The following is a 13,855-nucleotide window of genomic DNA, read 5'->3' as shown; positions in this document are numbered from 1 at the left end:
ACGTGCATCGCGCGCCGACACGGCGGGTCACCTCCGCGGCGCCTTCAGCTCTTTTTCCGATGGCTACTTTGGATTGGCATAGCCGCTGTGTCGCCCTCTTTCGCCGCTAGTAGCGACTCCACTGGATCCACCCCGGTCGTCTTCGCGGCAGTCACGCCAGACCATCCGATCTCGTTTCCGCGGGACAGCGGTGCTCATCCGGCTTTCCGCACCGAATGGTGGTACGCGACAGGCTGGCTCACGACGCCCGACAACCGACCGCTCGGATTCCAGATCACGTTCTTTCGTACGGCGACTGGTCACGATGCCGCCGATCCAAGCGATTTCGCCCCGTCGCAACTGATCATCGCGCACGCTGCGTTGAGCGATCCGGCCATCGGACACCTCGTTCACGATCAACGCATCGCTCGGCAGGGTCTCGGGCTCGCCTACGCGAAGACCGCCAACACCGACGTCAAACTCGACGCCTGGAAAATGATTCGCGCCGCGGACGGCCACTACGACGTCACCGCCGATGCAAGCGGATTCTCGCTACACCTCCAACTCGCGCCAACGCAGCCTCCGCTGATTCAGGGCGAGCGCGGTTACTCGCGCAAAGGACCGCGGCCCGAACAGGCGAGCTATTACTACAGCGAACCGCAACTCCGCGTGACGGGCACTGTGGTGCGCCCAGCCGGAGGTGAAGACGACACGACGCGCGATGCAGCAGTGACGGGGACCGCATGGCTCGATCACGAGTGGTCGAGCACGTTGCTCGACGCCAATGCGGTCGGATGGGATTGGCTCGGCGCCAATTTGACGGACGGCTCGGCGCTAATGGCATTCAAGATCCGTAGCCGCGACGGACATGCAATATGGGCCCACGCGACGCTTCGCAGACCCGATGGTCAGGTAACGAATTTCGACCCCGGTGAAGTCGACTTCACGCCGCGTCGCATGTGGCGCTCGCCGCAAACGAATACTTTGTATCCGGTCTCGATGACGGTTAGAGCGGGAACGCTGACATGGCAACTCGATCCGCTAATGGACGATCAGGAACTCGACTCACGACAGTCGACAGGTGCCGTGTATTGGGAAGGCGCGGTACGGGTGAGTCAACAGAATGCGGATGTAGGGCGAGCCTATCTGGAACTGACGGGTTACGCGGATGCGTTGCGGATCGGAAAGTAGTGAAGCGCGCAAAGTCGGCCGCGTAAACGCAAAAACCCCACCGCGGCGGGTGGGGTTTCTGACTGGGGAGGAGCCTGACGATTACCTACTTTCACACGGGCAATCCGCACTATCATCGGCGTGGAGTCGTTTCACGGTCCTGTTCGGGATGGGAAGGGGTGGGACCGACTCGCTATGGTCATCAGGCATGACGGGTTGCTGCGTCGCAGGGTTGGAGTCAACCGGTTGCGCCACAGCCAATCGGGAAGAAGCGTAAAGGATTCGGGTGGGGGTTGTGTTGTTTCTGGCACAACACCGATCTCAACCGTGTGCGTGTTCCTGCCCCCTTCGGGGGTGGGGTCCGGGTAAGAGCTTTGCATGGGCCCGGAGTAAGTGCTGAAGCACTAACTCCGGCCGACAGCTGAAGCGTTCACGCTGACCGCAAAACACACCGGTTATAGGATCAAGCCTTACGGGCAATTAGTATCAGTTAGCTCAGTACATTACTGTACGTGCACACCTGACCTATCAACGTCCTGGTCTTGAACGACCCTTCAAGGGGCTCGAAGCCCCGGGGATATCTCATCTTAAGGCGAGTTTCCCGCTTAGATGCTTTCAGCGGTTATCTCTTCCGAACATAGCTACCCGGCGATGCCACTGGCGTGACAACCGGTACACCAGAGGTTCGTCCACTCCGGTCCTCTCGTACTAGGAGCAGCCCCCTTCAAATATCCAGCGCCCACGGCAGATAGGGACCAAACTGTCTCACGACGTTTTAAACCCAGCTCACGTACCTCTTTAAATGGCGAACAGCCATACCCTTGGGACCGGCTACAGCCCCAGGATGAGATGAGCCGACATCGAGGTGCCAAACACCGCCGTCGATATGAACTCTTGGGCGGTATCAGCCTGTTATCCCCAGAGTACCTTTTATCCGTTGAGCGATGGCCCTTCCATACAGAACCACCGGATCACTATGACCTGCTTTCGCACCTGTTCGACTTGTCAGTCTCACAGTCAAGCACGCTTATGCCATTGCACTATCAGCACGATTTCCGACCGTACCTAGCGTACCTTCGTACTCCTCCGTTACACTTTGGGAGGAGACCGCCCCAGTCAAACTGCCTACCATGCACTGTCCCCGACCCGGATCACGGGTCAAGGTTAGAACCTCAAACAGATCAGGGTGGTATTTCAAGGACGGCTCCACGCAGACTGGCGTCCACGCTTCATAGCCTCCCACCTATCCTACACAGACCGGTTCAAAGTCCAATGCAAAGCTACAGTAAAGGTTCATGGGGTCTTTCCGTCTAGCCGCGGGGAGATTGCATCATCACAAACACTTCAACTTCGCTGAGTCTCGGGAGGAGACAGTGTGGCCATCGTTACGCCATTCGTGCAGGTCGGAACTTACCCGACAAGGAATTTCGCTACCTTAGGACCGTTATAGTTACGGCCGCCGTTTACCGGGACTTCAATCAGGAGCTTGCACCCCATCATTTAATCTTCCGGCACCGGGCAGGCGTCACACCCTATACGTCCACTTTCGTGTTTGCAGAGTGCTGTGTTTTTATTAAACAGTCGCAGCCACCAGTTTATTGCAACCCTTTCACCCTTCTGGCGCAGGCCAGTCAGGCTATGAGGGCGTACCTTATCCCGAAGTTACGGTACCAATTTGCCGAGTTCCTTCTCCCGAGTTCTCTCAAGCGCCTTAGAATACTCATCTCGCCCACCTGTGTCGGTTTGCGGTACGGTCACTGTGAAACTGAAGCTTAGAGGCTTTTCCTGGAACCCCTTCCAGTTGCTTCGTCGCCTGAGCGACTCGCCTCGCACCCTTGAATTCCGCGCCCGGATTTGCCAAAGCGCCTTCTCCAATGCAAGGACCGGGACTTCCAACACCCGGACAACCTTCCGCGATCCGTCCCCCCATCGCATTTCACAATGGTGCAGAAATATTAATCTGCTTCCCATCAGCTACGCATTTCTGCCTCGCCTTAGGGGCCGACTCACCCTACGCCGATGAACGTTGCGTAGGAAACCTTGGGCTTACGGCGAGGGGGCCTTTCACCCCCTTTATCGCTACTCATGTCAGCATTCGCACTTCCGATACCTCCAGCACACTTTCCAGTGCACCTTCGCAGGCTTACGGAACGCTCTCCTACCATGCACATTACTGTGCATCCGCAGCTTCGGTATATGGCTTAGCCCCGTTACATCTTCCGCGCAGGACGACTCGATCAGTGAGCTATTACGCTTTCTTTAAAGGGTGGCTGCTTCTAAGCCAACCTCCTGACTGTTTTAGCCTTCCCACTTCGTTTCCCACTTAGCCATATTTGGGGACCTTAGCTGGCGGTCTGGGTTGTTTCCCTCTTGACACCGGACGTTAGCACCCGATGTCTGTCTCCCGTGATTGCACTCTTCGGTATTCGGAGTTTGCTATGGCGTAGTAATCCGCAATGGACCCCACAACCATGACAGTGCTCTACCCCCGAAGGTGATACACGAGGCACTACCTAAATAGTTTTCGGAGAGAACCAGCTATTTCCAGGTTTGTTTAGCCTTTCACCCCTATCCACAGCTCATCCCCTAACTTTTCAACGTTAGTGGGTTCGGTCCTCCAGCACGTGTTACCGTGCCTTCAACCTGGCCATGGATAGATCACCTGGTTTCGGGTCTACACCCAGCGACTGGACGCCCTGTTCGGACTCGCTTTCGCTACGCCTGCCCTAATCGGTTAAGCTCGCCACTGAATGTAAGTCGCTGACCCATTATACAAAAGGTACGCCGTCACCCCTTCGCAGAGGCTCCGACTGTTTGTATGCATGCGGTTTCAGGATCTGTTTCACTCCCCTCCCGGGGTTCTTTTCGCCTTTCCCTCACGGTACTGGTTCACTATCGGTCGATCACGAGTATTTAGCCTTGGAGGATGGTCCCCCCATCTTCAGACAGGATTTCACGTGTCCCGCCCTACTTCTCGTACACCCAGTTCTTCCATGCTGTTTTCGTCTACAGGGCTATCACCTGCTATGGCCGCACTTTCCAGAGCGTTCGACTAACAATACAGATAACGTGTACAGGCTGATCCCATTTCGCTCGCCACTACTCTGGGAATCTCGGTTGATTTCTTTTCCTGCGGTTACTTAGATGTTTCAGTTCACCGCGTTCGCCTCACGCAGCCTATGGATTCAGCTACGGATACTCCATTAGGAGTGGGTTTCCCCATTCGGACATCTCCGGATCAATGCTCGTTTGCCAGCTCCCCGGAGCTTTTCGCAGGCTACCGCGTCCTTCATCGCCTGTGATCGCCAAGGCATCCACCACATGCACTTGTTCGCTTGACCCTATAACGGGTGTGTCTCTGTCGACCAGTGTTAGCGCTTTAGCGCTTACACTGGTCCCATCCCCGGAGGGGACAGGTTCCCGAAGGAGTCGACCATTCACGTTCCGTTACAGGTTGAGTATTCGTGTTGCGCCGTATTCCAAGGCAATCTTTCGATCACCTTTAAAATACATCGATACAATCACAACCCTGATTCACCTACTCACACACCCATCTCCAGGTATGCTTTCGTGAATCTCTTTACTACTTCTTCCTGATTGTTAAAGAACGGCAGCCGGTATGAAGCCTGTGCCTCATACCGCTCTGACTGGCTCAATCGCCAATGCGCAACGCTCTGCCTTCAGGCAGAACCCTGCGCATTGAGGATTGGTGGAGGATGACGGGATCGAACCGACGACCCCCTGCTTGCAAAGCAGGTGCTCTCCCAGCTGAGCTAATCCCCCAGTCCCACAGCTATTCCAGCGGCCCCAGCCCTTCAGCTCACCAGACAAGACCGTGGTGGGTCTGGATGGATTCGAACCATCGACCCCCGCCTTATCAAGACGGTGCTCTAACCGGCTGAGCTACAGACCCCTGATGTCTGTCTGCGTTGCTTCCATTAACCACAGCCGATAAGCGTGAGCACTTGAGTGCAGTGAATGCACAGCTCTGGAAAGGAGGTGATCCAGCCGCACCTTCCGATACGGCTACCTTGTTACGACTTCACCCCAGTCATGAATCCTACCGTGGTGACCGTCCTCCTTGCGGTTAGACTAGCCACTTCTGGTAAAACCCACTCCCATGGTGTGACGGGCGGTGTGTACAAGACCCGGGAACGTATTCACCGCGGCATGCTGATCCGCGATTACTAGCGATTCCAGCTTCACGCACCCGAGTTGCAGAGTGCGATCCGGACTACGATCGGTTTTCCGGGATTGGCTCCACCTCGCGGCTTGGCAACCCTCTGTTCCGACCATTGTATGACGTGTGAAGCCCTACCCATAAGGGCCATGAGGACTTGACGTCATCCCCACCTTCCTCCGGTTTGTCACCGGCAGTCTCCCTGGAGTGCTCTTGCGTAGCAACTAGGGACAAGGGTTGCGCTCGTTGCGGGACTTAACCCAACATCTCACGACACGAGCTGACGACAGCCATGCAGCACCTGTGTTACGGCTCCCTTTCGGGCACTCCCGCCTCTCGGCAGGATTCCATACATGTCAAGGGTAGGTAAGGTTTTTCGCGTTGCATCGAATTAATCCACATCATCCACCGCTTGTGCGGGTCCCCGTCAATTCCTTTGAGTTTTAATCTTGCGACCGTACTCCCCAGGCGGTCAACTTCACGCGTTAGCTACGTTACCAAGCCAATGAAGGCCCGACAACCAGTTGACATCGTTTAGGGCGTGGACTACCAGGGTATCTAATCCTGTTTGCTCCCCACGCTTTCGTGCATGAGCGTCAGTATTGGCCCAGGGGGCTGCCTTCGCCATCGGTGTTCCTCCACATCTCTACGCATTTCACTGCTACACGTGGAATTCCACCCCCCTCTGCCATACTCCAGCGCTGCAGTCACCAATGCAGTTCCCAGGTTAAGCCCGGGGATTTCACATCGGTCTTACAGCACCGCCTGCGCACGCTTTACGCCCAGTAATTCCGATTAACGCTCGCACCCTACGTATTACCGCGGCTGCTGGCACGTAGTTAGCCGGTGCTTATTCTTCCGGTACCGTCATCCCTCACGGATATTAGCCACGAGGTTTTCTTTCCGGACAAAAGTGCTTTACAACCCGAAGGCCTTCTTCACACACGCGGCATTGCTGGATCAGGCTTGCGCCCATTGTCCAAAATTCCCCACTGCTGCCTCCCGTAGGAGTCTGGGCCGTGTCTCAGTCCCAGTGTGGCTGGTCGTCCTCTCAGACCAGCTACAGATCGTCGGCTTGGTAGGCCTTTACCCCACCAACTACCTAATCTGCCATCGGCCGCCCCTTGAGCGCGAGGTCTTGCGATCCCCCGCTTTCCTCTCCCGAGCGTATGCGGTATTAATCCGGCTTTCGCCGGGCTATCCCCCACTCCAGGACACGTTCCGATGTATTACTCACCCGTTCGCCACTCGCCACCAGACCGAAGTCCGTGCTGCCGTTCGACTTGCATGTGTAAGGCATGCCGCCAGCGTTCAATCTGAGCCAGGATCAAACTCTTCAGTTCAAACCTGTTACTGTTTTCGGGCTCTCTCGAACCCGGTCGCTCACTCAACGTACTGACGATGATTGATCCGTCTTCCGACAGACAAACCTTCCTCCAATACTGTGTGAGGCTTCTGATACTTCTGCCTGACAGCAGATTCCACAGAATCCGCCGCCGCATTCCGCATCAAGCGCCCACACTTATCGACTGTTAGTTTTTAAAGATCGGTCCGCCAGACCCGCCGCGCCTGAACCACCACTACCCGGCACCGCTTCGTTTGCGTCGCTGCGTCTGCAGCAGAGAAGCGAGATTATGGAGAGCGGTCGACAACACGTCAATACCCTTCTGCGAATTTCTTTTGGGAGCAAAGACTGCCATCTCCATCGCATTGCCGCCAGCCCTCAAAAGAGTCAACTCTGGCCAGACCAAAAAATCAGCGAATATAGTTAGTCATCCGATTCAACGCGCCGAAGTCCTGATACCGGCAAAACAAAGTAGTCCGAGCACGGCTCGAACTCACCACCGCTCCCCAAATTAAAGTTCTACCCTTCCCCGCCGTCAATCAGATCATCCCGCCACTTAAACTAGCTGCCGACTATGGACAATCTCGTCGACGCACACGTCGAGGACACCCAGCCCGCCGCGGCATCCCCGATGCTCGAGGCTGATACGGTGCCGGTAGGCATGCCGCTGCCATGGCCGATCGTCGATGCCGACGGCACGCTGCTCTTCGCAAGCGCGACGACGCTCGCGACCACCGACGAGCGCGCCTTTCTGTTTCAACACTTCCGCCCGCAACGCGGCGACCTGTTCGACCTCGGCGCACAACAACCGCCGGCGCCAACCGCCCAGCCTGACCACGCCGGTGAGTTGACGCTGAAGGACATGCACCTCGAGATCGGCGCATTGATCGGCATGCGTTCGCAATTCGGCAGCGGCGCGCCGATGCAACCTTGCCGCATCATCGGTTTCGCGCCGAATCATGCGCTGTTCGTCACGCCGCCGATGCAGCAGGGCCAACCGCTGCCGCTCACGCCCGGCGAGAACGTCGAGGTCGTCGCGATCGCGAGTCAGGCCGTGTTTCGTTTCGTCTGCACGGTCGAAGCAGTCTGCCGCGTGCCGTTCGACTATGCCGTGTTGTCGAGGCCCGGTATGGTCCGCCGGCTCCGTGAGCGCAAATCGATCCGCGTCCACGCGCACCTGCCTGTGCGGTTTGGCATCGGCGGGAGCGGTGACACTTACGAAGGCCTTGGACTCGCCAAGGGCATCAGCGCGCTCGGCATGTCGTTGAGTGCGTCATGGACACTGGGCGAAGTCGGCGAGCGGCTGCGCATCGCGTTCCGGCTGAAGTCGGCCGAATACGATTCACAGATCGAGACGTCGGCGGTGATCCGCAACGTTCAGAAGGGCAAAACGCCTGGCGAGCCGTCCATGCATGGGCTCGAACTGGATCAACTCGATTCCGTTCAACAGATGGCGATGAAGGTGTTCGTGTTCGATCGTCAGGAGGATGTTCAGCACTGGTCCAACGGACTGAAATAAGCGGTACGGCCACAAAAGCAACGCGCGTGCGGACACAGCAGCGTCGACCTCGCTGCGCACACATCGATCAGCCGAGCAACTCTTCCGGCGTCAACCGCCGCGCTCCCCAGGCATTGGCGAGCACCTCGCAACGACCGAGCCGTATCGCACCACGCTCGAAATCGACGAACACGACTTCATCGACGCCGGCCGGCCGCGCGGGTTCGTCGCTCGTGCGGCCGTCGGTCAGAATCCATAACCAGCGCTGCTGGGCCGGCCGTCGCCGCGCGCAGCGTTCGAGCAGTTGCGCGGCGCTGCGCACGCCCGACGCGAGCGGCGAACCGCCGCCTCCGCCCACGGGCGCGAGCCATCGCTCGTTCCACCAGCGCGGCACGGCGGGGCCGAAGCGCACATCCGCTCCCGCACCGCCGAAGCAGATCAGCGCAGCCTCGGCGCGCATCGCACTCGCACGGTCGAACAAGGCAGTCAGTAGACCCTTCGCCAACGCGAGGCGTTGGCCCGCCAGCATCGACCCGGAGCAATCGAGCACGAAACAATGCAGCACACCGCCACGCGGCACTTCCCGTACGAAGCGCAGATGCTCACGACGCAGCGTGTGCTCGCGCATCGCGGCGAGCGTCGGCGGCCATGCAATGCGCCTGCCCGGTTCGCCGCGCGACGTGTCGCGCGAATCCGCCCCCACGCCTTGTCGCCATCGAAAACCGCTGCGCGAGTCAGCGGCGGCGCCTTTCCGATGGCTCAGCGTTTTTTTGCGTCGAGCGCAATGACGCCTTTGACAGGCAAAGCCGCGGCCGGCTCGGGCGGCAGGTAGCCCCACTCGGAGTCGGCGGAAGGTGTCGTGGATCCATCCGTATCGCCAGACGCACCCTCAGCGACGTCCCGTGCCGGCGCCTCGCTTTCTGGCCGGCGCTGATTCGCATGTTGCGAATCATGCTGACGCCGCCGATGAAGCAGCACCGGATCGGCAACGCGCTCCACATGTCGCACCGTCACCGCACCTGCCCGTTCGAATGCGGCCAGCGCGCGCGCCGCGCGCAGCATCACGAGGTCGGCGCGCAGGCCGTCGACGGCCGCGTCGATGCATAGCGCGCTCACGCTCGCATGGACGGTGTCATCGAACGACAGCAGCGGCAGCGCCGCGCGCGCCGAGCGAATTCGCTGCACGTATGAAGCTTGCTGCTCCGCGTAAACGGTACGAAACCCAGCGGGATCGAGATCGAACGCGAACCGCGCTTTGACGATCGCCTGCCGCACCTGCGGCTCGAACGCGTTCTGCAACTCCACCATCAGACCGAAGCGGTCGATCAATTGCGGCCGCAACTCGCCCTCTTCGGGATTCATCGTGCCGATCAGCACGAAGCTCGCGTCATGACTATGCGACACGCCATCGCGTTCGACGGTATTCACGCCGCTCGCCGCCGCATCGAGCAACGCATCGACGAGCGCATCGGGCAGCAGATTGACTTCGTCGACGTACAGCACGCCGCGATGCGCCTTCGCGAGCAGCCCCGGCGAGAAGCGCACCGAGCCGTCGCGCAACACGCTTTCGATATCGAGCGTGCCGATCAGACGATCCTCGCTCGCGCCAAGCGGCAGATTCACGAACTCTCCCTGCGGCAGCAGTTCGGCGAGCGCGCGCGCGGCAGTCGACTTCGCGGTGCCACGCGGCCCGCTGATCAATACGCCGCCCAAGCCCGGATCGATCGCCGCGAGCACCAGCGCCTGCTGCAACGAGGCCTGGCCGATCAGCGCCGCAAACGGAAAAACGGGCCGCGCCGCCGTACCCGATGCACAGGCTGAGCAACCTGCATCGTCCGCTCCTCGCATCGCTCCATTCATGTTTGTCTTCCTTCGATCTGCTGTTCGCTCGCAAGCAGATGCGTTTCCACCTGCGCGCGATAGTCACCCGGCTGCTGCCACAGCCCCCGCTGCATCGCCTCGAGCAAACGCTCGCAGATCGAATGCAGCGCATGCGGATTGTGCCGTTGCATGAACGCGCGCGTATCGGCGTCATTCAGATAAGCATCGGCGACGAGCGCGTATTGATGATCCGCGATCACGCGCGCGGTCGCGTCGTAGCCATACAGATAATCGACGGTCGCGGCGATCTCGGCCGCGCCCTTGTAGCCGTGGCGCTTCACGCCGTCGAGCCATTTCGGATTGACCACGCGCGAGCGGATCACGCGCGCGATCTCCTCCTGCAACGTCCGCACGCGCGGCGCGGCCGGATTGGTGTGATCCGCGTGATAGACGCGCGGCTGCTGACCTGCCAGATGCCGCACCGCCGCGACCATGCCGCCCTGAAACTGGTAGTAGTCGTTCGAATCGAGCACGTCGTGCTCGCGGTTGTCCTGGTTCTGCAGCACGAGGTCCATCGCTGCGAGGCGCATGCCAAACGCTTGATGCGCTTCCTCGCCCGCGCTCTTCTGCGCGTACGCATATCCGCCCCATGCCTGATACGCGTTCGCGAGATCGGCGTCGGTCTGCCATTGGCGCGAGTCGATCATCTGCTGCAGACCCGCGCCGTACGTGCCCGGCCGCGCGCTGAACACGCGCCAGCCGGCGCGCTTGCGCGCTTCGAACGGGTCCATGCCGCGCGCGATCAACGCATCGCGTTCGCGCTGCACGCGCGCGCGAATCGGATTCAGCTCCGCGGGCTCGTCGAGTTCGGCAACCGCTTGCACGGCCGCGTCGAACAGATGCATCACGTTAGCGAAGGCATCGCGAAAGAAACCGGATACGCGCAACGTGACGTCGATACGCGGCCGGTCGAACGCGTCGATCGGCATGATCTCGAAGTCCGTCACACGGTGGCTGCCCGGCGCCCATTTCGGCCGCACGCCGAGCAGCGCGAGCGCCTGCGCGATATCGTCTCCGCCGGTGCGCATCGTCGCGGTGCCCCAGACCGACAGGCCGATCGCGCGGGGATAATCGCCGTGCTCCTGCAGATGCCGCTCGATCAGTTGCTGCGCCGATTTCAGGCCGAGTGCCCACGCGGCTTGCGTCGGCACCGCGCGCGTGTCGACCGAATAGAAGTTGCGGCCGGTTGGCAGCACGTCGGGCCGACCGCGCGACGGCGAACCGCTCGGACCTGGCGGCACGAAACGTCCTTCGAGGCCGCGCTTCAGCTGCGTCATTTCCTGCGGGCCGCAGGCGTCGAGACGCGGCAGCACGTCGTCACGCAGGCGTGCGACCACCTGTGCCGCTTGCGGCAGACTGTCGTCGGCTACGGGGACGGCCTGCGAACGATCCGCGTCATCGCAATCGACACCGCAGACGCCGCGCAACAGCTCGCCCGCGAGCAATTCCAACCGCTCGCGCGTATCGCCGTAATGTCGCCACGGCGCATCGCTGACCCGCTGCAATACATCGGGTCGCGGGCCGTCCCATGCGGCGGCCCAATCCACCGTCAACGGGTCGAACCGATGATCGATGCGCAGATCGCGCGCCAGCGCGTCGACGAGCCCCGCCTTGCCGCCCTGCCCATCGCCGACCGGAAAGCGCCCGAGCGCGAGCAGCGTGTCGCGCCGCTGCACGCCGCGCGGCGACTGCCCGAACGTATGCAGGCCATCGCGAATCTGCGCTTCCTTGAGCTCGCACAGCCACGCATCGACGCGTGTGAGCAGCGCGTCTTCATCGTCCTGTCCGTTCGGCGCCGCGAGACTCAGCTCTTCGTGCAACCGATGCTCGACGATCGTCGCCAGAATCGTGCGACGCAAGAGCTTCGCGCGACGCGAATCGACCATCAATGCCTCGTAGTATTCGTCGACCTGGCGTTCGAGGTCCTGCAGCGGCCCATAGTTTTCGGCGCGTGTAAGCGGTGGCATCAGATGATCGATGATCACCGCCTGCGCGCGCCGCTTCGCCTGGCTGCCCTCGCCCGGATCGTTGACGATGAACGGATACAGATGCGGCATCGGTCCGAGAATCAGATCGGGCCAGCACGCGTCGCTCAAGGCGACGCTTTTGCCCGGCAGCCATTCCAGATTGCCGTGCTTGCCGACGTGCACGACCGCGTCGATGCCGAACTGATGGCGCAGCCAGAAATAGAACGCGAGGTAGGCGTGCGGCGGTACGAGCTCCGCATCGTGATAGCTCGCGTAGTCGCCATGCTCGCGCGAACGCGCAGGCTGAATGCCGACGAACACCTGGCCGCAGCGCCAGCCGGCGATCATGAAGCGGCCGCGCCGTAGCGTGGGGTCCTGCTCGGGCTTGCCCCAGCGAGCGTTCAACGCGTCGCGCACGCTCGCCGGCAACGCGTTGAAATGCGCGAGATAGTCGTCGAGTGCGAGGCTTTGCAGGGCCGGACGCAGATCGCGTACGACCGGATCGTTGGTCACGCCTTCGGTCAGCCTGTTCAACAACGCGTCGCCGTTTTCGGGTAATTCGCCGACACGATAATCTTCATCGCGCAGCATCGACAGAATGCCGACCACCGACGCCGGCGTATCGAGCCCGACGCCATTGCCGATGCGCCCTTCGCTCATCGGATAGTTGGCGAGAATCAACGCGACTTTCTTGTCGGCGTTATCGAGCGAACGCAAACGGCACCAGCGCCGGCTCAGCTCGGCGAGAAAGCGCACCCGTTCGAGGTCGGGCTGATAGCGGACCACGTCGACCTGCGTATGCGCACAGCGATACGCGAGCCCCTTGAAGCTGATCGCTCGCGTGATGATGCGCCCGTCCACTTCGGGCAGCGCGATATGCATCGCGATGTCGCGCGAATTGAGGCCGTGGTTGTCCTTCAGCCAGTCTTCGCGATTGCCGCCGCTCAGGATCACCTGAAACACGGGCGCGTCGCCGGCGAGCGCGAGCGGCTCCGGGTCGTCGATCGCGGAAGCGGCGAACGCGGTCGTGTTCAGCACGAGCGCGACACCATGTCGCGCGCACAGCGACTGCACGACATCGCGGCTCACCGCATCCTTCAGCGACGTGATCGCGAGCGGCAGCGGATTGAGCCCTTGCGCTTCGAGCGCGTCGATCAGCGCATCGAACACCGCAGTATTGGCGGCCTGCAGATGCGCCTTGTAGAACAGAATCGCGACGACCGGCGCGTCTTGCCGCCAACGCGCCTGCCAGTCGGCGACGATGGGGGTATCGCGCTCAGGGTGATACAGCGACGCGGCCGGCAACGCGCGCGGCGGATCGGGTTCGCGCCCCCAGTCGAGCGCGCGATACGCGATGCAGCGCAAAAACGCCTCGGCGTTCTGCGGACCGCCCTCGCGCAGATAGCGCCACAGCTGCTGACACAACCCGGCGCTCGCGGTGCTGCGCGCGAGCAGGTTCGGGTCTTCCTGCAGATCGCCGGAAAACATCGCGAGCGTTTGCTGTTTGCGCTGCGCGAGCGCGACCACCTGCTCGATGCCGTACGGCCAATACGCTTCGCCGCCGAGATGATCGACGACAACCACGCGCGCATGCTGCAACACGTCGTCCAGATAGAAATCGACCGAGGCAGGCTGACGCAGATACGTAACGTTCGCGAGCCGCACGCTCGGAAAGCCGTCGCCGAGACGCGGCACCACGCTCGCGAGCAGCGACAGCGTGGTGTCGGCGGAACTGAGCACGACGATCTCGGCGGGCTGCTGATCGATGCGGATCACGCCCTGCGTATCGTCGACGAAGCCGCCCGGCGTCGTGCGCAGCAGATGCATGCTGGTGC

At 60.8% G+C, this 13,855-nt stretch carries 5 protein-coding genes, 2 tRNA genes and 3 rRNA genes; 2 read left to right on the top strand and 8 right to left on the bottom strand.

The features are described 5' to 3' along the window. The first annotated feature begins 78 nt into the window (after positions 1-78). Positions 79-1,170 carry a lipocalin-like domain-containing protein gene (locus OKW28_RS01555; RefSeq protein WP_429446805.1) on the top strand — a complete coding sequence of 364 codons (1,092 nt, stop codon included), beginning with the start codon at positions 79-81 and terminating at the stop codon, positions 1,168-1,170. Positions 1,171-1,242: 72 nt separating this feature from the next. Here OKW28_RS01555 and rrf read toward each other — a convergent pair. From rrf to OKW28_RS01530, 5 genes are all read right to left on the bottom strand, one after another. Beyond that, a 5S ribosomal RNA gene (gene rrf, locus OKW28_RS01550) occupies positions 1,243-1,356 on the bottom strand. 252 nt (positions 1,357-1,608) lie between these two features. Beyond that, positions 1,609-4,490, bottom strand: a 23S ribosomal RNA gene (locus OKW28_RS01545). A gap of 366 nt (positions 4,491-4,856) precedes the next feature. Next, a tRNA-Ala gene (locus OKW28_RS01540) sits at positions 4,857-4,932 on the bottom strand. A gap of 53 nt (positions 4,933-4,985) precedes the next feature. Further along, a tRNA-Ile gene (locus OKW28_RS01535) sits at positions 4,986-5,062 on the bottom strand. Between the two features lie 79 nt (positions 5,063-5,141). Beyond that, a 16S ribosomal RNA gene (locus tag OKW28_RS01530) occupies positions 5,142-6,672 on the bottom strand. The 16S, 23S and 5S rRNA genes sit together here with 2 tRNA genes alongside, the layout of an rRNA operon. A gap of 576 nt (positions 6,673-7,248) precedes the next feature. On the opposite strand from OKW28_RS01530, the gene OKW28_RS01525 reads away from it, so the two are divergent. Beyond that, on the top strand, positions 7,249-8,193 hold the full coding sequence (locus OKW28_RS01525; RefSeq protein ID WP_429443355.1) for a flagellar brake protein: 945 nt from the start codon (positions 7,249-7,251) through the stop codon (positions 8,191-8,193). 67 nt (positions 8,194-8,260) lie between these two features. On the opposite strand, the gene OKW28_RS01520 is transcribed toward OKW28_RS01525, so the two are convergent. Genes OKW28_RS01520 through cobN form a run of 3 tightly spaced genes read right to left on the bottom strand, consistent with a single transcriptional unit; the run spans position 8,261 to position 13,847 of the window. Then, entirely contained in the window at positions 8,261-8,875 is a 615-nt protein-coding gene (locus OKW28_RS01520) for a vWA domain-containing protein (protein WP_429443352.1), read from the bottom strand. 56 nt (positions 8,876-8,931) lie between these two features. Further along, a complete protein-coding gene (locus OKW28_RS01515) occupies positions 8,932-10,032 on the bottom strand; it encodes an ATP-binding protein (RefSeq protein ID WP_429443350.1) in 1,101 nt (366 codons plus the stop codon). Continuing rightward, positions 10,029-13,847 (bottom strand): cobaltochelatase subunit CobN, encoded by a 3,819-nt coding sequence (gene cobN / locus OKW28_RS01510; RefSeq protein ID WP_429443347.1) that lies wholly within the window; start codon positions 13,845-13,847, stop codon positions 10,029-10,031. Before cobN ends, OKW28_RS01515 begins: the two co-directional genes overlap by 4 nt. Positions 13,848-13,855 lie beyond the last annotated feature (8 nt).

It is taken from the genome of Paraburkholderia sp. 40 (assembly GCF_050434105.1).
GTDB lineage: Bacteria > Pseudomonadota > Gammaproteobacteria > Burkholderiales > Burkholderiaceae > Paraburkholderia > Paraburkholderia tuberum.
Note: the sequence above shows the minus strand (reverse complement) of the source record. Positions and strands in the feature narration are given on the sequence as shown.

Excerpts from the sequence above, each read along its gene's own strand:
- OKW28_RS01525 (WP_429443355.1), top strand. The coding sequence starts at position 7,249 with ATGGACAATCTCGTCGACGCACACGTCGAGGACACCCAGCCCGCCGCG.
- OKW28_RS01515 (WP_429443350.1), bottom strand. The coding sequence starts at position 10,032 with ATGAATGGAGCGATGCGAGGAGCGGACGATGCAGGTTGCTCAGCCTGT.
- cobN (WP_429443347.1), bottom strand. The coding sequence starts at position 13,847 with ATGCATCTGCTGCGCACGACGCCGGGCGGCTTCGTCGACGATACGCAG.